Source organism: Streptomyces sp. NPDC055254, from assembly GCF_053606025.1.
On the sequence record NZ_JBSGQV010000005.1, the window covers coordinates 254,152 to 272,148 of the forward strand.

At 71.8% G+C, this 17,997-nt stretch carries 18 protein-coding genes and 1 pseudogene; 6 read left to right on the forward strand and 13 right to left on the reverse strand.

Annotated features, from left to right (window positions below):
- Positions 1–138 precede the first annotated feature (138 nt).
- Positions 139–807 carry a potassium channel family protein gene (locus ACWFQ8_RS08030; protein WP_453785349.1) on the forward strand — a complete coding sequence of 223 codons (669 nt, stop codon included), beginning with the start codon at positions 139–141 and terminating at the stop codon, positions 805–807.
- Positions 804–1,466 (forward strand): potassium channel family protein, encoded by a 663-nt coding sequence (locus ACWFQ8_RS08035; protein ID WP_453785350.1) that lies wholly within the window; start codon positions 804–806, stop codon positions 1,464–1,466. Before ACWFQ8_RS08030 ends, ACWFQ8_RS08035 begins: the two co-directional genes overlap by 4 nt.
- 173 nt (positions 1,467–1,639) lie before the next feature.
- On the opposite strand, the gene ACWFQ8_RS08040 is transcribed toward ACWFQ8_RS08035, so the two are convergent.
- The 7 genes and pseudogenes from ACWFQ8_RS08040 to ACWFQ8_RS08070 form a co-directional block, all read right to left on the reverse strand.
- Positions 1,640–2,356 carry a DUF3159 domain-containing protein gene (locus tag ACWFQ8_RS08040; protein WP_384543258.1) on the reverse strand — a complete coding sequence of 239 codons (717 nt, stop codon included), beginning with the start codon at positions 2,354–2,356 and terminating at the stop codon, positions 1,640–1,642.
- Between the two features lie 3 nt (positions 2,357–2,359).
- Positions 2,360–2,779: an OB-fold nucleic acid binding domain-containing protein gene (locus ACWFQ8_RS08045; protein WP_453785351.1), complete on the reverse strand. Its 420-nt coding sequence runs from the start codon at positions 2,777–2,779 to the stop codon at positions 2,360–2,362.
- Positions 2,780–2,803: 24 nt separating this feature from the next.
- Complete coding sequence (locus ACWFQ8_RS08050) at positions 2,804–3,490, reverse strand: response regulator (RefSeq protein WP_453785352.1); 687 nt, start codon at positions 3,488–3,490, stop codon at positions 2,804–2,806.
- Positions 3,487–6,166: pseudogene (locus ACWFQ8_RS08055) on the reverse strand (DUF4118 domain-containing protein). Before ACWFQ8_RS08055 ends, ACWFQ8_RS08050 begins: the two are co-directional and overlap by 4 nt.
- Before the next feature lie 200 nt (positions 6,167–6,366).
- Positions 6,367–7,152 carry a DUF3710 domain-containing protein gene (locus tag ACWFQ8_RS08060; protein WP_453785353.1) on the reverse strand — a complete coding sequence of 262 codons (786 nt, stop codon included), beginning with the start codon at positions 7,150–7,152 and terminating at the stop codon, positions 6,367–6,369.
- Between the two features lies 1 nt (position 7,153).
- Entirely contained in the window at positions 7,154–7,699 is a 546-nt protein-coding gene (gene dut, locus ACWFQ8_RS08065; protein ID WP_453785354.1) for a dUTP diphosphatase, read from the reverse strand.
- Positions 7,699–8,283 carry a PaaI family thioesterase gene (locus tag ACWFQ8_RS08070; RefSeq protein WP_453785355.1) on the reverse strand — a complete coding sequence of 195 codons (585 nt, stop codon included), beginning with the start codon at positions 8,281–8,283 and terminating at the stop codon, positions 7,699–7,701. The genes dut and ACWFQ8_RS08070 overlap by 1 nt, the downstream gene beginning before the upstream one ends.
- Positions 8,284–8,340: 57 nt before the next feature.
- On the opposite strand from ACWFQ8_RS08070, the gene ACWFQ8_RS08075 reads away from it, so the two are divergent.
- Positions 8,341–8,808 carry a DUF3093 domain-containing protein gene (locus ACWFQ8_RS08075; RefSeq protein WP_453785356.1) on the forward strand — a complete coding sequence of 156 codons (468 nt, stop codon included), beginning with the start codon at positions 8,341–8,343 and terminating at the stop codon, positions 8,806–8,808.
- Between the two features lie 53 nt (positions 8,809–8,861).
- Here the strand turns inward: ACWFQ8_RS08075 and ACWFQ8_RS08080 are convergent, their stop codons facing one another.
- The 4 genes from ACWFQ8_RS08080 to ACWFQ8_RS08095 form a co-directional block, all read right to left on the reverse strand.
- A complete protein-coding gene (locus tag ACWFQ8_RS08080; RefSeq protein ID WP_453785357.1) occupies positions 8,862–9,794 on the reverse strand; it encodes a hypothetical protein in 933 nt (310 codons plus the stop codon).
- Positions 9,795–9,806: 12 nt separating this feature from the next.
- Positions 9,807–10,103, reverse strand: coding sequence for a DUF4193 domain-containing protein (locus ACWFQ8_RS08085; RefSeq protein ID WP_030036261.1), 297 nt, complete (start codon positions 10,101–10,103; stop codon positions 9,807–9,809).
- Positions 10,104–10,485: 382 nt separating this feature from the next.
- A complete protein-coding gene (locus ACWFQ8_RS08090; protein ID WP_453785358.1) occupies positions 10,486–11,736 on the reverse strand; it encodes a sensor histidine kinase in 1,251 nt (416 codons plus the stop codon).
- A gap of 5 nt (positions 11,737–11,741) precedes the next feature.
- A complete protein-coding gene (locus ACWFQ8_RS08095) occupies positions 11,742–12,395 on the reverse strand; it encodes a response regulator transcription factor (protein ID WP_030008767.1) in 654 nt (217 codons plus the stop codon).
- A gap of 245 nt (positions 12,396–12,640) precedes the next feature.
- On the opposite strand from ACWFQ8_RS08095, the gene ACWFQ8_RS08100 reads away from it, so the two are divergent.
- The gene (locus ACWFQ8_RS08100; protein ID WP_453785359.1) at positions 12,641–12,820 is read left to right on the forward strand and encodes a hypothetical protein; all 180 of its coding nucleotides are present in this window, start codon (positions 12,641–12,643) and stop codon (positions 12,818–12,820) included.
- Positions 12,821–12,922: 102 nt separating this feature from the next.
- Here the strand turns inward: ACWFQ8_RS08100 and ACWFQ8_RS08105 are convergent, their stop codons facing one another.
- Positions 12,923–13,723 carry an inositol monophosphatase family protein gene (locus ACWFQ8_RS08105; RefSeq protein WP_453785413.1) on the reverse strand — a complete coding sequence of 267 codons (801 nt, stop codon included), beginning with the start codon at positions 13,721–13,723 and terminating at the stop codon, positions 12,923–12,925.
- Between the two features lie 14 nt (positions 13,724–13,737).
- Positions 13,738–14,892 (reverse strand): ferrochelatase, encoded by a 1,155-nt coding sequence (locus tag ACWFQ8_RS08110; RefSeq protein WP_453785360.1) that lies wholly within the window; start codon positions 14,890–14,892, stop codon positions 13,738–13,740.
- A 174-nt stretch (positions 14,893–15,066) separates the two neighbouring features.
- On the opposite strand from ACWFQ8_RS08110, the gene ACWFQ8_RS08115 reads away from it, so the two are divergent.
- Positions 15,067–16,326, forward strand: a complete 1,260-nt coding sequence (locus tag ACWFQ8_RS08115; protein ID WP_453785361.1) for an MFS transporter — start codon at positions 15,067–15,069, stop codon at positions 16,324–16,326.
- Positions 16,274–17,605 carry a D-arabinono-1,4-lactone oxidase gene (locus tag ACWFQ8_RS08120; RefSeq protein ID WP_453785362.1) on the forward strand — a complete coding sequence of 444 codons (1,332 nt, stop codon included), beginning with the start codon at positions 16,274–16,276 and terminating at the stop codon, positions 17,603–17,605. The genes ACWFQ8_RS08115 and ACWFQ8_RS08120 overlap by 53 nt, the downstream gene beginning before the upstream one ends.
- Positions 17,606–17,997 lie beyond the last annotated feature (392 nt).

Here is a 17,997-nt window from a genome sequence, read left to right on the forward strand (position 1 = left end):
ATTCCTCCCCGACTGGGTCGCAACAGCCCGCACTCGTGACCGCCCGTGTGTAGCTTGGGCCATGGTCTGAGACCCTGTTATGCCAGAGCATGCAATGAGGCTGGGAACCAGCGAGCGCTGACAGCCGGAAGGACGGCCGTGCACATCGTCATCATGGGCTGCGGAAGAGTGGGCTCCGCCCTCGCGCAGACCCTGGAACAGCAGGGGCATACGGTCGCAGTCGTCGATCAGGACCCCACCGCATTCCGCCGGCTGGGGGCCGGGTTCGGCGGCCGCCGCGTCACCGGGGTCGGCTTCGACCAGGACACCCTGAAGGAAGCCGGTATCGAGGACGCGGGCGCCTTCGCCGCGGTCAGCAGCGGTGACAATTCCAACATCATCGCTGCCCGCGTGGCCCGGGAGATGTTCGGCGTCGAGAACGTCGCCGCCCGTATCTACGACCCCAAGCGCGCCGAGGTCTACCAGCGTCTGGGCATTCCCACCGTCGCCACCGTGCGGTGGACCGCTGATCAGATGCTGCGCCGGCTGCTGCCCTCGGGCGCCGAGCCGCTGTGGCGCGACCCGAGCGGCGGTGTCCAACTCGCCGAGGTGCACACCTCCGCCGCCTGGATCGGGCACAAGGTCAGCAAGCTGCAGGAGGAGACCGGCGTCCGCGTGGCCTTCCTCACCCGCCTGGGCGAGGCCATGCTGCCCACGTCGGCGACGGTCCTCCAGGAGGGCGACCTCGTCCACGTGATGATGCGCACGGACGAGATCGGCAAGGTCGAGGCGGCCTTCTCCGAAGGGCCTGAGGAGGCACACGCATGAGGGTCGCGATCGCCGGGGCAGGTGCGGTGGGTCGTTCCATCGCGGGCGAACTGCTGGAGAACGGCCACGAGGTGCTCCTCGTCGACAAGGCGCCGAGCGCCATCTCCGTGGAACGAGTACCGCGGGCCGAGTGGCTGCTGGCCGACGCCTGCGAGATCACCTCGCTGGACGAGGCGGCGCTCCAGCGCTGCAACGTGGTCATCGCGGCGACCGGCGACGACAAGGTCAACCTGGTCGTCTCGCTGCTGGCCAAGACCGAGTACGGGGTCCCGCGCGTGGTGGCCCGCGTCAACAACCCGAAGAACGAGTGGCTGTTCAACGAGTCCTGGGGCGTCGACGTCGCCGTCTCCACGCCCCGTCTGATGTCGGCCCTGGTCGAGGAGGCCGTGAGCGTCGGCGACCTCGTGCGGCTGCTGCGCTTCAGCCACGGCGACGCCAACCTGGTCGAACTGACCCTGCCGGCCGACTCCTCGGTCACGGGCACCCAGATCGGCGACATCAGTTGGCCCGAGGACACCTCGCTGGTCACGATCATCCGGGGCAACCGGGTCCTCACCCCGCACGCGGAGGAGACCCTGGAGCCGGGAGACGAGCTGCTGTTCGTGGCCGCGCAGGCCCGTGAGGAGCAACTGGAGGACCTCCTCCAGGCCCGCCGCTAGTCCTGCGGGCACGTGCGGACGACGAAGGGGGCGGGCGACCGGTGGTCGCCCGCCCCCTTCGGCTTGCGCGTCCGCCCCCCGGCCCCAGGCGCGCGGGCAGCGCGGAGGGGCGGAGTCCGGCCGTGCGGGCCGGGGCTCCGCCCCTCGCGTCGTCCCGTGCGGGCCGCAGGCCGTCAGGCCTTGCGCTGCTCGGCGGCCGCCTCCTTGGCCTCCCACTCCGCGATCACGTCGATCGGCGGCGGGGCCTTCGCCAGGAACAGCCAGGTGAAGTACACCGCCAGCACCATCGGCGGGAGTTTCAGAGCGATCAGGACCCAGCCCAACTGCGTCGCGTCGCCCCACCAGTAGATCGGGAAGAGGATCGCGTACTTGGCGAGGAAGATGATGCCCCAGGCCAGACTGGCCTTCGTGTACGCCTTCTTGCGGCCGGGGTTGCGGGTGCGCCAGGACAGGTTCTCCTTGAACACCGGCCCCAGGATCACGCCGAGCAGCGGGAAACCCACCAGCGCCGACACCGTGAAGGCGACGCCCAGCCCGACCCCGTAGATCATGCCCGGCAGGTAGAAGCCCTTCGCACTGCCCGTGAAGAGGGCGAAGGCCACGCCCACGCCCACGCCGAAGACACCGCTGAAGGCGTGCTTGACCGTGTCCCTGCGCAGCAGCCGCACGATCACGAGCAGGACCGCGACGGCGCCCGCCGCGATGGCGGACATCTTCACGTCCTTGTTGATCGTGTAGATCATCACGAACAGCAGTCCGGGCAGCATCGTCTCCACGGTGCCCCGGATGCCCCCGAAGGCGTCGAAGAGCGCCGCCTGCGTCACCGCCTTCTGGTCCTCCGAAGGCGCGGCGCCGGGTTCTGGCGTGGTCGGTTTGTCGAGTGACGTCACCGGTTACTGCTCCTGTCCGAGCGGTCGGAGTTCGTACTTCGGGTTGAAGAGCACCCGACGGCCGTGGCTCATGGAAATACGTCCGGAGGCGATCATGCGTCGGCCGGGCTCGATTCCCACGATCGAGCGACGCCCGAGCCAGACCACGTCCAGCCCGGCCGAGCCGTCGAACAGCTCCGCCTCCAGGGCGGGGACGCCCGCCCTCGGCCGCAGGGTGACCGTACGCAGCGTCCCGGTCACCTTGACTATCTGGCGGTCGTGGCAGTCGCAGATCCGCGTGCATCCCGCGGCCTCTGCGTCCTCTTGCAGCTCCGCCGAATGCAGCTCCTCCTGCGAGGTGGACAGCCGCTCTATCATCCGGCGGAACCGGCCCGCCGGCCTCACCGGCTTCGCGGGCTTCTCGGGACGCGGTTCAGCACTCATACAGGAAGCGTACCGGCGTCCCCACTACCTCTCGAAGCGGTATCCCATGCCCGGTTCGGTGATGAAGTGCCTCGGGTGCGAGGGGTCGGTCTCCAGCTTGCGGCGCAGTTGGGCCATGTAGACCCGCAGGTAGTTCGTCTCGGTTCCGTACGAAGGGCCCCAGACCTCCTGGAGCAGCTGCTTCTGGCTGACCAGCTTGCCGCCGTTGCGGACGAGGACTTCCAGCAGGTGCCACTCCGTGGGCGTGAGCCGTACGTCGCGGCCCCCACGGACGGCCTTCTTCGTCGCCAGGTCCACCGTGAAGCCCGCCGTCTCCACGACGACCTCGTCCTCGCCGGTGCCCGCGGCGGGCTCGGCCCGGCGGACGGCCGCACGCAGCCGGGCCAGCAGCTCGTCCATGCCGAAGGGCTTGGTGACGTAGTCGTCGGCGCCGGCGTCCAGGGCCTCGACCTTCTCGTCGGAGCTGTGCCGGGCGGAGAGGACCAGGATCGGCACCCGGGTCCAGCCGCGCAGGCCCTTGATCACCTCGACGCCGTCCATGTCGGGCAGTCCGAGGTCGAGGACGACCACGTCGGGGTGGCGGGCGGCCGCGAGCTCCAGGGCGGTCGCACCGTCGGAGGCCGCGTCCACCTCGTACGTGCGCGCCTTCAGATTGATCACGAGGGCTCGGACGATCTGCGGCTCGTCCTCCACCACGAGCACCCGGGTCATCGAGGTCCTGCTTTCTGTCGCATCGGATCAGGTTTCACGGGGTCGGGGGCGGTGGGGTCGGGGCCCGCCGGACAGGGGCCCGTCGGGTCGGTGGGGGTCCTTCGGGTGGGCCCCGTCCGGCCGCGGCCGAGCTGCTCCCCGTCCACGGTGACCGGCGCCGCCGCCCGCCCCCGGGTCACGGCGCGCAGGGTGAGCACCATGGTCAGCCCGCCACCGGGGGTGTCCTCGGCCGCCAGGCTGCCGTCCATGGCCTCGGCGAAGCCCCGGGCCACCGCGAGCCCGAGTCCCACCCCGGCCCCGCGCGGGGCGTCCCCGTGCCGCTGGAAGGGGGCGAAGATCCGGTCCTTGGCCTCGTCCGGCACACCGGGTCCCCGGTCGACGACGCGCACCTCGACCCGGTCGCCGAGGAAGCTGGCCGCCACCAGTACGGGCGCTCCCGCCGGGCTGTACTTGACGGCGTTCTCCACCACGTTGGCCACGGTCCGCTCCAGCAGCCCGGGATCCACCGCCACCATCGGCAGTTCCTCGGGCACGTCCAGCAGCACGCTGTCCTCCGGTACGCCGCCCAGCGCCATCGGGACCACCTCGTCGAGGTCGATCTCCCGGATCAGCGGGGTGACGGTGCCGGTCTGCAGCCGGGACATGTCCAGCAGGTTGCCCACCAGGTGGTCGAGCCGGTCGGCGCCGGCCTCGATGCCCTCCAGGAGTTCGGCGCGGTCCTCCTCGGACCACTCCACGTCGTCGGAGCGCAGGGAGGTGACCGAGGCTTTGATGGAGGCCAGCGGGGTCCGCAGGTCGTGGCTGACCGCGGCCAGCAGGGCGGTCCGGATCCGGTTTCCCTCGGCCATCCGGCGGGCGTCCTCGGCCTCCCCGACCAGCCGTTGCCGGTCCAGGACCACGGCGGCCTGTGCCGCGAAGGCGCCGAGCACCCGCCGGTCCTCGGCCGGGAGCACCCGCCCGGACAGGGCCAGCGCCATGTGGTCCCCGATCGGCATGTCCACGTCCGCATCCTCGGGCCGGTCGGCCGGGTGGGGGCCGACGCTCGCGGCCCGGTTCCAGGGCTCGACGTCGTTCGCGCGCTCCAGCAGCGCCACGGACTCCATCGCGAAGGTCTCGCGCACCCGCTCCAGCAGCGCGTCCAGCGTGGTCTCGCCGCGCAGCACGCTGCCGGCCAGGAAGGAGAGGATCTCGGACTCCGCGCGCAGCCGCGCGGCCTGGTGGGTGCGCCGGGCCGCCAGGTCCACCACCGAGGCCACGGAGACCGCGACCCAGAAGAAGACGGCGATGGCGACGATGTTGCGCGGGTCGGAGACGGTGAACCGGTGCAGCGGCGGAGCGAAGTAGTAGTTCAGCAGCAGCGAGCCGACGGCGGCCGAGGCCAGGGCGGGCCAGAGTCCGCCGAGCAGCGCGGCCGCCACGGTCAGCGCCAGGAACAGCAGCATGTCGTTGGCGATGCCGGGGTCCGCGTCGATGTGCGTGAGCAGCAGGCACAGCAGGGCCGGGCAGATGACGCCCACCGCCCAGCCGGCGACCAGCCGGGGCCGCCCCAGCCGGGCCGCCGAGCGGACGACGGGCAGGCCGCGCCCCTTGGCGGCCTCCTCGTGCGTGACGATGTGCACGTCGAGGTCGGGCCCCGAGTCGCGGGCCACCGTCGCGCCCACTCCGGGGCCGAAGACGTTCTGCCAGGGGTGGTGGCGGCGGCTGGAGCCGAGCACGATCTGGGTGGCGTTGACCCCCCGGGCGAAGGCGAGGAGCGCGTCGGGGATGTTGTCGCCGATCACGTGGTGGAACGTTCCGCCGAGGTCCTCGACGAGCGTCCGCTGGACCGCGAGCTCCTTGGGGGAGGCGGCGGTGAGGCCGTCGCTGCGGGCGATGTACACGGCCAGGATCTCGCTGCCCGAGCCCTTGGCGGCCACCCGGGAGGCCCGCCGGATGAGCGTGCGTCCCTCCGGCCCGCCGGTGAGCCCGACGACGATCCGCTCCCGCGCCTGCCAGGCGGAGCGGATGCCGTGCTCGCCGCGGTACTGCTGCAGGTACTCGTCGGCCCGGTCGGCCACCCACAGCAGCGCGAGCTCGCGCAGGGCGGTCAGGTTCCCGGGCCTGAAGTAGTTGGACAGGGCCGCGTCGACCTTGTCCGGTTTGTATATGTTTCCGTGTGCCATCCGGCGGCGCAGGGCCTGCGGGGACATGTCGACGAGCTCCACTTGGTCGGCCCGCCGGACCACCTCGTCCGGCACCGTCTCGCGCTGCCGCACCCCGGTGATCGCCTCGACCACGTCCCCGAGGGACTCCAGGTGCTGGATGTTGACGGTGGACACCACATCGACGCCGGCCCGCAGCAGTTCTTCCACGTCCTGCCAGCGCTTTGCGTTGCGCGAGCCGGGCACGTTGGTGTGCGCCAGCTCGTCCACGAGCGCGATGGCCCGGCCCGCGGGCGAGGAGCGCGTCCACGTCCATCTCGGTGAAGAGGGCGTCGCGGTACGTCAGCTCCCTGCGCTCCACCTGCTCCAGGCCGTGCAGCATGACCTCGGTGCGCGGCCGCCCGTGGTGCTCGACGAAGCCGACGACGCAGTCGGCGCCCCGCTCCACCCGGCGGTGGCCCTCGGAGAGCATCGCGTAGGTCTTGCCCACACCGGGCGCCGCGCCGAGATAGATCCTTAGCTTGCCGCGTCCCATGCGCCCATTCTCGATGACGCCTGCGCCGATCACTCACCGACGGGGGCCCCGGCGCCCATCCCTGACGGATCCCTGACGCGCCCGCACGAAAGCCGGTGGGCCCCACCCGCGAGAGTGGGGCCCACCGGCCGAAAACGTGTGTGCGGGCCGTCCCGGGCCCCCGCCGCGCGGCGGGATCCAGGGCGGGATCGGAGGGGAGGTCAGCGGACCTCGGTGATCTCCGGGCCGCGCTCCAGCTGACCCATGCCGCCGCCGAAGCGGGAGCCTTCCTGCTCCTCCGTCTGCACGCCGTCCGGCACCATCTGGGCGTCGTTCGGCAGCTTCAGGACGATCGGGTCGCGGGGAGCCATCGGACCGTCGCCGCGCAGGACGACGGTCTCCCGGAAGATCTGCTCCAGTACGCCCGCCGACTCGGGGCGCACCGCGCCCTGGCCGGAGATGACGCCCCGGAGGAACCAGCGGGGGCCGTCGACGCCGACGAAGCGGACCAGCTGGGCGCCGGTCTGTCCGTCCGGGAGCGGTACGGGGACCTGGGCGCGGAGCTCCCAGCCCAGTGCGCCCTGCACCTCGTCGATGATGCCGCCCTGCTGGGTGATGCCCGAGGCGATCTCCTCGCGGACCTCGCCCCAGATGCCTTCCTTCTTGGGTGCGGCGAAGGCCTGCAGCTGCACCGCGCTGTCGCCCAGGACGACGGTCGCGGCGACGATCGCGTCACCGGCGACCTCGACGCGCAGCTCCATGCCCTCGACGCCGGGGACGAGGATGCCGCCCAGGTCGACCCGGCCCTCGGCCGGGTTGCCGGGTACCTCGGAGATGTCCCAGGGGCCGTCGGGACGCGGGGCCGGCGGCAGGTTCACGCGGCGCGGTGCGGCGGAGTCGTCCCGCTGCTCGGCGTCGTCGAGCTCGTCGGCGCCGACGCCGTCAACGACCTGCTCGGCCGCGCCGCCGTCCCTGGCGGAGTCGTTCTTCTTGCGACGTCCGAACACGTCACTGTCCTTCCCGGTCGGTTACGACCGAAGCGTAGCCATTCCCACCCTGCTGACCAGCGCCGGATCCGGCCACGGCCGCATGACCGCCGGTGGAGCCGAAGCCCCCCTCGGCCCGGGCCGAGCCGGGAAGTTCCGCCACCTCGTGGAAGCGCACCTTCTCGACCCGCTGGACAACCAGCTGGGCAATGCGGTCGAAACGCTCGAACCGGACGCTCTCGCGAGGGTCGAGATTGACCACGATCACCTTGATCTCCCCACGGTACCCGGCATCCACCGTCCCGGGGGCATTCACGAGCGCGAGCCCGCACCGGGCGGCCAGGCCGGAACGCGGGTGCACGAACGCCGCGTACCCGTCGGGCAGCGCGATGGACACCCCGGTGGGGAGCACGGCGCGCTCGCCGGGGGCCAGTTCGGCGGCCTCGGTGGTCACCAGGTCGCAGCCGGCGTCGCCGGGGTGGCCATAGGCCGGAATCGGGACGTCCGGGTCGATGCGGCGGATCAGCACGTCGACGTCGTGACGCGGCCCGTTGCTGTTCTGGGACATCAGGGGTTCACCTCGAAGGCGCGTGCGCGCCTGACCTGGTCCGGGTCGGCCATCGCCGCCCGGATCTCCTCGGGCCGTCCGTTGTCGATGAAGTGGTCGACCTTCACTTCGATGAAGAGGGCGTCGCCGCGCAGTGCGACCGGGCCCTCCGGGCCGCCCGTCCGGCCCACCGCCGTGCAGTAGATCTTCCGGCCGGCCACGGCCGTGACCTCGGCCTCCAGGTACAGCACGGTGTCCACGGGGACGGGCCGGACGAAGTCCGTCTCCAACCGCCCCGTGACGGCGATGACGCGCAGCAGCCAGTTCAGGGAGCCCAGCGTCTCGTCGAGCGCGGTGGCGAGCACGCCGCCGTGGGCGAGACCGGGGGCACCCTGGTGCGCCGCCTTGACGGTGAACTCGGCGGTGACGCGCACACCCTCGCCCGCCCGGGCCTCCAGGTGGAGCCCGTGCGGCTGGCCCCCGCCGCAGCCGAAACAGTGCTCGTAGTGCGCACCGAGGAGCTCGCCGGGTGCCGGGGCGTCGGGATGCCGCACCGGTGCCGCGGCATCGGCCGGAGGCGTCAACGCTGTGTTTCGTCCACTCACAGCCGCAGACCTTACCCGCGCGGCTACCCGCCGGTCGCCTCGTGGCAGGCTTGGCGTATGCCGCTCCCCCCCGCGCACCACGACGAACGTCTGACCGCCCCCGGCTCCTGGTGGGGCATCGCCGCACTGATCGGGCTGGCCTGCGCGCTGATGCTGCTGCCGCTGGGCACCCTGCCGCTGCTGGCCGGACTGGTCGGCGGCTCGGCCCTGGCCGGGCTGCTGGTGAGCTCGTACGGTTCCGCGCGCGTGCGCGTGGTGAACGGGGCGCTGGCCGCGGGGGACGCGCGGATCCCGGTGTCGGCCCTGGGCGAGCCCGAGATCCTGGACGCCGAGCAGGCGCGCGCCTGGCGCACGTACAAGGCGGACAGCCGCGCCTTCATGCTGATGCGCAGCTACGTGCCCACGGCGGTCCGGATCGAGGTCACCGACCCCGCCGACCCGACCCCGTACGTGTACGTCTCCACGCGCGAGCCCGAGGCCCTGCGGGCGGCGCTCATCGCCGCGAAGGGCGCGGACGCGCCGTAAGGGGAGGCCGCCGCGGCCCGGCGGGCGGTCCGGTCGGCCCGCGCCCGGACGGTTCAGTCGCGCGGCGGGGGCTGCCGGCGTCCTTCCAGTGCGGCCCTGGTGGCCTCCGGAAGGGGCTGGGTGGGGTGCTCCAGGGGCGGCAGGGCGGGCAGGGCATCCCAGGACACCGCCCGGCTCCGCAGGTCGCTACGGACCTTCTCGGCGAGTTTGCGGGTGTCGCGGCGATTCATGACCGCTCCGACGGCGGCGCCGATCATGAAGGGCATCAGGTTCGGCAGGTTGCGGACCATCCGCTTCGTGATCTGCTGGCGCAGTTCGCGCTTCATCTGGCCGCCGAGCGCCGCGTTCAGCGTGGTCGGCTTGGTCAGGTCGACCCCGCGCTCCTCGGTCCACGCGGTCAGATAGGCGAAGCTGCGGTCCTTCAGGCCGCCGGCCGGCCGCTGGCCGTAGACCTCGTGGAGCTCGGCGACGAGCTTGAGTTCGATGGCCGCGACGCCGGTGATCTCCGCGGCGAGTTCCGCCGGCATGGCGGGAGGGACGGGCAGCATCGCCGCCGCGCCGATGCCCGCGCCGACGGTCGAGGTGGCGTTGGCAGCGCCCGAGATCAACTTGTCGGCGAGCTGATCGGGACCGAGGCCCGGGAACTGCGCGCGCAGGGTCGCGAGGTCCCGAACCGGAACGCGTGGCGCGTTCTCGATGATCCTTTCGGCGATGTACAGGGCGGCGTCCCTGACGCCCTCACCGCCCCTGCGTACACCGTGCTTGACGGCTTGCAGCCGACGAGCCCCGGGCCTGTGCCGGGATTCCTCGTCGGCCTCCGTGGCCGACGGCACCGCCGGAGCGGTGTCGGAGGACACGGCAGACGCCTCGACGACGGGGCCGCCGGGGGCTGCGGTACCCGTTACCGGGTCCGTGGCTCCCGCCGTCTCCGCCTGATCACCGGACTTCCGGAAGCGGAGCTTCCGAAATGGTGTCGAGCCAGCCACGGCCGATGCCTCTCAGTCGCAGTCGCGACAGATCGGCTGACCGTTCTTCTCTCGTGCGAGCTGGCTGCGGTGGTGCACCAGGAAGCAGCTCATGCAGGTGAACTCGTCCGCCTGCTTGGGCAGGACCCGGACGGCCAGCTCCTCGTTGGAGAGGTCCGCGCCGGGAAGCTCAAGGCTCTCGGCCGAGTCGAATTCGTCCATGTCGACGGACGAGGACGACTTCTCGTTGCGCCGGGCCTTCAGCTCTTCAATGCTGTCGTTGTCGACGTCGTCGTCGGTCTTGCGTGGGGTGTCGTAGTCCGTTGCCATTGTTCGCTCTCCCCCTCTGGGTGTTAGCGGTGTCTCAGCGCACGTAACGCGCGAGAGGCCGGACTTGTGCCCGACCTGAGGCGGAGATTTTGCCTCACATCAAGGTCTGTTACTCAATCGACACCCAGCCGCGCACCGGGAGGTGCGATTGGCTGGGATGACGACCGGGACCGTACACGGTCCGGGGGCCGTCTTGCACAAACGCCACCCCGTGTATTTCCCGCCATCCAGGGGGCCGGAAACCCGGACTTCCCGGGCGTTCCGGCCGCCGTGGGGTCACTGAACGCACATGGCCCGACACTCGCCACTGTGATCGATCACACAGTGACCGGTGTCTGCATGCGCCAACGATTCAGCCGGCAGCGAACACGGGCTCAACGTCTCACACAGGAAGAGTGACACGCATCACGAGGCCACCGCCTTCCCGGGGCGTCGCCTGGATCCGTCCGCCGTGTGCGCGCGCCACGGAGCGTGCGATCGAGAGGCCGAGCCCGACGCCCTTGTCGCTGCCCGTGCGCTCCGTACGCAGCCGCCGGAAGGGCTCGAAGAGGTTGTCCACCTCGTACGCGGGAACCACGGGACCCGTGTTCGAAACCAGGAGCACCGCCTGGCCGTGCTGGACCTCGGTGGTGACGTCCACCCAGCCGTCCTCCGCAACGTTGTACCGGACGGCGTTCTGCACCAGGTTGAGCGCGATCCGCTCCAGCAGCACGCCGTTGCCCTGGACCACGGCCGGAGCCCGCTCGCCGCGGATCTCCACGCCCTTCGCCTCGGCCTCGGCGCGCGCCTGGTCGAGGGCGCGCGAGGCCACCTCCGCCACATCCACGGGCTTGCGCTCGACGATCTGGTTCTCGCTGCGGGCCAGCAGCAGCAGGCCCTCCACCAGCTGCTCGCTGCGCTCGTTGGTGGCGAGCAGGGTCTTCCCGAGCTGTTGGAGCTCGACCGGGGCCCCGGGGTCGGAGAGGTGCACCTCCAGCAGCGTCCGGTTGATCGCCAGCGGCGTCCGCAGCTCGTGCGAGGCGTTCGCCACGAACCGCTGCTGGGCGGTGAAGGCCCGCTCCAGCCGCTCCAGCATCTCGTCGAAGGTGTCGGCGAGCTCCTTGAGCTCGTCGTCCGGCCCGTCCAGCTCGATCCGCCGGGTCAGGTCGGAGCCGACCACCCGGCGGGCGGTCCGGGTGATCTTGCCCAGCGGCGAGAGGACCCGGCCGGCCATCGCGTAGCCGAAGGCGAAGGCGATGATGCTCAGGCCCAGCAGGGCCATCAGCGACCGGCTCAGCAGGTCGTCCAGGGCGTGCCGGCGCTGATCGAGGGCGCACTGGCTGATCGCGGTGTAGAACTCGTCGATCGTCAGTCCGCTGCCGCTGTTCACGCCGGGGCAGGTGGTGCTGGTGACCTGCACCTGGCTGCCGCCCACGATCTTGAACGGCAGGGCGTTGCCCTCCCGCAGGGCCTGCGCGGCCAGCAGGTAGATGATCGAGAGCAGCAGGATGCCGGCGATCAGGAACATCCCGCCGTACAGCAGGGTGAGCCGTATCCGGATGGTCGGCCGCAGCCAAGGGAAAGGACCCTCGGGCTGGCCGGGGTCCCAGGTCGGTTTCGGTGGCGCCGCCGGTGGCGCCGGGGTGGCTGCCACGCGCGTCAGATCCGGTATCCCGAGCCGGGCACGGTCACGATGACCGGCGGCTCGCCGAGCTTGCGGCGCAGCGTCATCACGGTCACCCGCACGACGTTGGTGAAGGGGTCGGTGTTCTCGTCCCAGGCCTTCTCCAGCAGCTGCTCCGCGGAGACGACGGTCCCCTCGCTGCGCATGAGGACCTCCAGCACCGCGAACTCCTTGGGAGCCAGCTGCACCTCCTTGCCCTCGCGGAACACCTCGCGGCGGTTCGGGTCCAGCTTGATCCCGGCGCGCTCCAGTACGGGCGGCAGGGCGACGGTGGTGCGCCGGCCCAGCGCCCGCACGCGGGCGGTCAGCTCGGTGAAGGCGAAGGGCTTGGGCAGGTAGTCGTCCGCCCCGAGCTCCAGGCCCTCCACGCGGTCGCTCACGTCGCCCGAGGCGGTGAGCATCAGCACGCGGGTGGGCATGCCCAGCTCGACGATCTTCCGGCAGACGTCGTCGCCGTGCACCAGCGGAAGGTCCCGGTCGAGCACGACCACGTCGTAGTCGTTCACCCCGACGCGCTCCAGGGCCGCGGCGCCGTCGTACACGACGTCCACGGCCATGGCCTCCCGGCGCAGTCCGGTGGCCACCGCATCGGCGAGCAGCTGCTCGTCCTCGACGACGAGTACGCGCACGTCGTTTCCTTCCTTCGAGCCCAGAAGGGCACACGTGTATTGCGTCGTCCATCCTGCCCGTTTCGGCCGTAAACCGGCTGTAAGGCGGTGCTCGGAGGGCCTGACGGGGCGGAAGTGAGGATTCTTCGGCCTCGCGAGGTTTCTGGGCGCGGAGTGCCGGGGAGGACGAGATCACACCCCATCCACTCCCTGACGGCGGATCGCCACGTGCCGCCGTCGTCCCACGAAGAGGGGGCGAACCCACCATGGACGCATTCACCGCGGGTCTCCTGCAGCGCATCAGGACCACGCAGTCGGACCTCAGGCAGGCCCGCGAGGCGGGCGACGACTTCCTCGCGGAAGTGGAGCTGGCGGAGCTGGAGGATCTCCAGCGCCTCGCCGCCGAACACGGGGTCCCGGTCTCGGCTCCCGTGCCGGCCCTCTGATCGAACTCCCTGACGTCCCAGACGTCACGCCGGACCCCGGCCGCCCTCGGGCGGCCGGGGTCCCGTCATGTCCGCGCTCGTCGCGAGGGCTCGCGCCGGGCGTCAGTCGTGCCAGGCCCCGGCCTCCTCCAGCAGCGGCTGGAGGGAGGCGAAGACCGCGGGGCTCGCGGCGAGGGCGAGCTCGCCCGAGGCCGGCTCCCCCGGGCGGCCGCCGGTCAGGGCGCCCGCCTCGCGGGCGATCAGCTCCCCCGCCGCAAGGTCCCACGGGTTGAGGCCGCGCTCGTAGTACCCGTCGAGCCGGCCCGCGGCCACGTCGCACAGGTCCAGCGCCGCCGACCCGCCCCGCCGGATGTCCCGCACCAGCGGGATGACCCGCCGCACGACCTCGGCCTGCTGGACCCGCCGGGTCTGGACGTACGCGAAACCCGTCCCGAGCAGTGCCTGGTCCAGCGGTGCGGACGCCCGGCAGGCCATGCGCCGCCCGCCCGTCCACGCCCCGCCGCCGAGGACCGCGTGGTAGGTCTCGCCGCGCATCGGCGCGGCCACCACGCCCACCACGGTCTCGCCCCGGAACTCGGCCGCGATCGACACGCCCCAGCTCGGCAGCCCGTAGAGGTAGTTCACGGTGCCGTCCAGCGGGTCGACGACCCAGCGCACCCCGCTCGTTCCCGGCACGTCGGCGCCCTCCTCGCCGAGCAGCCCGTCCTCGGGGCGGCGCTCCGCCAGGACATCGGTGATCAGCTTCTCCGCCGCGATGTCCATCTCGGTCACCACGTCGATCGGGCTGCTCTTCGTCGCCGCCACCGCCAGATCGGCCGGTCGGCCGTCACGCAGCAGGGCGCCCGCCCGCCGGGCCGCCTCCAGGCCCACGGCGAGCAGTTCCGCCTTCTGTTCTTCGGAGATCAAGGTCTCGCTCCTCACGCGTACGGACTGTCCGCGCCCGCGGCCGCCGGCCGGGGCGCCCGCGCCGGGCAGCAGCCCACGGCGCACACATCGTGGCCGGCGCCGAGTGTGCCGAGCCAGCACGGCTCGGCGGCCTCGCCGCGCTCCTTGGCAGCCCGCTCCAGCACGAGTTCCCGTACCGCCCCGGCGAACCTCGGGTCGGCGCCCACGGTCGCGGACCGGGCGACGGGCAGGCCCAGTTCCGCGGCCTTGGCAGCGGCTTCGGTGTCGAGGTCGTAGAGGACCTCCATGTGGTCGGAGACGAATCCGATGGGCACCATGACCACCGCGGGTGCGCCGGCCGCGTGGAGGGCCTCCAGGTGGTCGCAGATGTCCGGCTCCAGCCAGGGGATGTGCGGGGCGCCGCTGCGGGACTGGTAGACGAGCTGCCAGGGGTGCGTGCGGCCGGTGCCGGCGGTCACGGCGTCCGCGATCACCCGCGCGACGTCGAGGTGCTGCTTGACGTACGCGCCGCCCGCGCCGCCGGCGGTGTGGTCCTCGACCGGGCCGGAGGTGTCCGCGGCGGTGGTCGGGATGGAGTGCGTGGTGAAGGCCAGGTGGGCGCCGCCCCGGACGTCCTCGGGCAGCGCGGCGAGCGCGGCCAGCACCCCGTCGATCATGGGTTCGACGAAGCCGGGGTGGTTGAAGTAGTGCCGCAGCTTGTCCACGCGGGGCAGCTCCAGCCCCTCCTCGGCGAGCGCGGCCAGCGCGTCGGCGAGGTTCTCGCGGTACTGCCGGCAGCCCGAGTACGAGGCGTACGCGCTGGTGGCGAGTACGGCGATGCGGCGTCGGCCGTCGCGGACCATCTCCCGCAGCACGTCGGTCAGGTACGGCGCCCAGTTGCGGTTGCCCCAGTAGACCGGCAGGTCCAGCCCGTGCCGGGCGAAGTCCTCGCGCAGCGCGTCCAGCAGTTCGCGGTTCTGCGCGTTGATCGGGCTGACCCCGCCGAAGCCGAAGTAGTGCTGTCCGACCTCCTTGAGGCGCTCGCGCGGGATGCCGCGGCCGCGTGTGACGTTCTCCAGGAACGGCACGACGTCGTCGGGTCCCTCGGGGCCGCCGAAGGAGAGCAGCAGCAGGGCGTCGTACGGGGCGGCGGGCCCGCCGGCGGGCGGGATGGGCTGGTCTGACATGCCTCGAATCCTGCCACCCGGCGCCCTCGACCGAGAAGCGGCCCGGCCGCCCACCCGCCCCCACCCATGGGTAAGGTGAACCTAAGTTCCATCGTCCGGAGCTTCCCCGTGCGGGTGCCCAGGAGGCGGTCGTAACCTGTATGGGCCACTGACGTCCCTTACGGAGGGCCCCCCTTGCCCAATCCCTACCGCGCGATCTTCGCGGCTACCGGATCCAAGGGGTTCAGTGCCGCCGGTCTGATAGGCCGCCTGCCGATCTCGATGGTCGGCGTCGGCATCCTCACGATGATCTCCGAGATCACCGGGCGCTACGCGATGGCGAGCGCGCTCACCGGCACCCTGGCGCTCGCCGCCGCGGTGATCGGGCCTCAGGTCTCCCGGCTGGTGGACCAGTACGGCCAGCGGCGCGTCCTGCGCCCCGCGACCCTGATCTCCGTGGCCGCGGTCACCGGGCTGCTGCTGGCCGCCTCGTACGACCTGCCGGACTGGACGCTCTTCGTGTGCGCCGCGGTCGCCGGCTGCGTGCCGAGCGTCGGCTCGATGGTCCGCGCCCGGTGGACCGTGATCTACCGGGACTCCCCGCGCGAGCTGCACACCGCCTACTCCTTCGAGTCGGTGGTCGACGAGGTCTGCTTCATCTTCGGCCCGATCATCGCCATCGGACTGTCCACGACCTGGTTCCCCGAGGCCGGTCCGCTGATCGCCGCCGTCTGCCTGCTGGTCGGCGTGTGGCTGCTCACCGCCCAGAAGTCCACCGAGCCGGCGCCGCACCCGCGCGACGAGCACTCGGACCGCACCTCGGCCCTGCGCTCCCCCGGCCTCCAGGTCCTGACGGCCACGTTCGTCGCGACCGGCGCGATCTTCGGCTCCATCGACGTGGCCACCCTGGCCTTCGCCGAGGAGCAGGGAAGCAAGTCCTCCGCAAGCCTCATCCTGGCCGTCTGGGCGCTCGGATCCTGCCTCGCCGGCATCGCCTTCGGCCTGCTGCACCTCGAAGGCCGGACAGAACGCCGCTGGGTACTGGGCGTATGTGCGATGGCCGTGAGTATGATCCCCCTCCTACTGGCCGGGAGCCTGCCGTTCCTGGCCGTGGCGCTCTTCGTCTCGGGCCTCGCCATCGCTCCCACGATGATCACCACGATGGCCCTGATCGAGGCGCACGTATCGCACGCGAAGCTGACCGAGGGAATGACGTGGATCAGCACCGGCCTCGCGGTCGGTGTCGCGCTGGGGTCCTCCGTGACCGGCTGGGTCGTCGACGCCGCCGGAGCGCGGACCGGGTACGTCGTCTCCATCTCGGCGGGGGTCGCCGCGGCCGCGGTGGCGTTCGCGGGATACCGCCGGCTCACGATGCCGGCGCAAGGGGAGGAGCCAGCAACCGATGGGGACGGCGACAGCACGGAAGAGCAGCGGGGAACCGACCGCGTGGCGTAACTGGGCGGGCAACGTCACCGCCACACCCGCACGCGTGGTGACCCCGGCCTCGGTCGGGGAGCTCCAGGAAGCGGTCCGCCGGGCCGCCTCGGCGGGGCTGCGGGTGAAGGCGGTCGGCTCCGGCCACTCCTTCACCGCGGCCGCCGCCACCGACGGTCTGCTCGTACGCCCGCAGGCACTTGCCGGCATCCGGGAGGTCGACCGGGCAGCCGGCACGGTCACGGTGGCGGCGGGCACGGTACTGAAAGACCTGAACCGGGCCCTGGCGGCGCAGGGCCTCTCGCTCACCAACATGGGCGACATCATGGAGCAGACGGTCTCCGGCGCCACCAGCACCGGGACCCACGGCACCGGCCGCGACTCGGCCTCCATCGCCGCCCAGATCCGCGGCCTGGAGCTGGTCACCGCCGACGGCCGGCTCCTGACCTGCTCCGACAAGGAGAACCCCGAGGTCTTCGCCGCGGCCCGGCTGGGCATCGGCGCGCTCGGCATCGTCACCGCGATCACCTTCGCCGTGGAGCCCCTGTTCTTCCTGACCGCCCGTGAGGAGCCGATGGCCTTCGACCGGGTGACCGCGGAGTTCGACGGACACGTCGCGGAGAACGAGCACTTCGAGTTCTACTGGTTCCCCCACACCGGCAACTGCAACACCAAGCGCAACAACCGCAGCCAGGGCCCGGCCGCCCCGCCCGGCGCGATGAGCGCCTGGGTCGAGGACGAGCTGCTGTCCAACGGCCTGTTCCAGGCGGCCAACTCGCTGGGCCGCGCGGTCCCGGCCGCCATACCCTCCATCGCCCGCGTAGCCAGCCGGGCGCTGTCCGCGCGGACGTACACGGACATCCCGTACAAGGTGTTCACCAGTCCGCGCCGGGTGCGGTTCGTGGAGATGGAGTACGCCCTTCCGCGCGAGCGCGTGATCGAGGCCCTGCGGGAGCTGAAGGCGACGGTCGACCGCTCCGGGCTGAGGATCAGCTTCCCGGTCGAGGTGCGGACGGCGCCCGCGGACGACATCCCGCTGTCCACGGCCTCCGGGCGGGAGACGGCGTACATCGCGGTCCACCTGTACCGGGGCACCCCGTACCAGGCCTACTTCACCATGGCGGAGCACATCTTCACCGCCCACGGAGGGCGGCCGCACTGGGGCAAGGTGCACACCCGGGACGCCGAGTACCTGGCCGGGGTCTACCCGCGCTTCGGGGAGTTCACCGAACTGCGGGACCGGCTGGACCCGGACCGGGTGTTCGGCAACGACTACCTGCGGCGGGTCCTGGGCGACTGAGCCCCCGGGCCGGCCGGTCGGCCGGCCCGGGGGCTCGCGATGGGCAGCACACGCGGGGGAGGGGGACGGGTGACGGCGCTCTCAGCAGTGACTGACACCCGAGCGAAACGATTAGTTCCGTTTCTGGGGATTCCGTGAAGCAAGACACCTGGAATCAGACAGGCGTGCAGGTGGAGCCGGACAGCGGGCAGGCCAACTCCCGCCGTCCGGCAGAATGTCGGCGGCGCGGCGGTCCACCCAGGTGGCCCGAATGGAGTACTGTGGCGAGCCCTGGGGCCGTCCTTCCTTTCGGATGTCCGGACCCGGGAGAGGGGGCCGGCTGATGGAAAACGGCGCTCGAAGACCGGTGATGCCGCGGCATTGCACGGGCTCCTGCTGCACACAGTAATCGT

Bases quoted from the DNA above. Each gene is read 5' to 3' on its own strand.
- ACWFQ8_RS08035 (WP_453785350.1), top strand. From the start codon at position 804: ATGAGGGTCGCGATCGCCGGGGCAGGTGCGGTGGGTCGTTCCATCGCG.
- ACWFQ8_RS08045 (WP_453785351.1), bottom strand. From the start codon at position 2,779: ATGAGTGCTGAACCGCGTCCCGAGAAGCCCGCGAAGCCGGTGAGGCCG.
- ACWFQ8_RS08050 (WP_453785352.1), bottom strand. From the start codon at position 3,490: ATGACCCGGGTGCTCGTGGTGGAGGACGAGCCGCAGATCGTCCGAGCC.
- dut (WP_453785354.1), bottom strand. From the start codon at position 7,699: ATGTCCCAGAACAGCAACGGGCCGCGTCACGACGTCGACGTGCTGATC.
- ACWFQ8_RS08075 (WP_453785356.1), top strand. From the start codon at position 8,341: ATGCCGCTCCCCCCCGCGCACCACGACGAACGTCTGACCGCCCCCGGC.
- ACWFQ8_RS08085 (WP_030036261.1), bottom strand. From the start codon at position 10,103: ATGGCAACGGACTACGACACCCCACGCAAGACCGACGACGACGTCGAC.
- ACWFQ8_RS08100 (WP_453785359.1), top strand. From the start codon at position 12,641: ATGGACGCATTCACCGCGGGTCTCCTGCAGCGCATCAGGACCACGCAG.
- ACWFQ8_RS08110 (WP_453785360.1), bottom strand. From the start codon at position 14,892: ATGTCAGACCAGCCCATCCCGCCCGCCGGCGGGCCCGCCGCCCCGTAC.
- ACWFQ8_RS08120 (WP_453785362.1), top strand. From the start codon at position 16,274: ATGGGGACGGCGACAGCACGGAAGAGCAGCGGGGAACCGACCGCGTGG.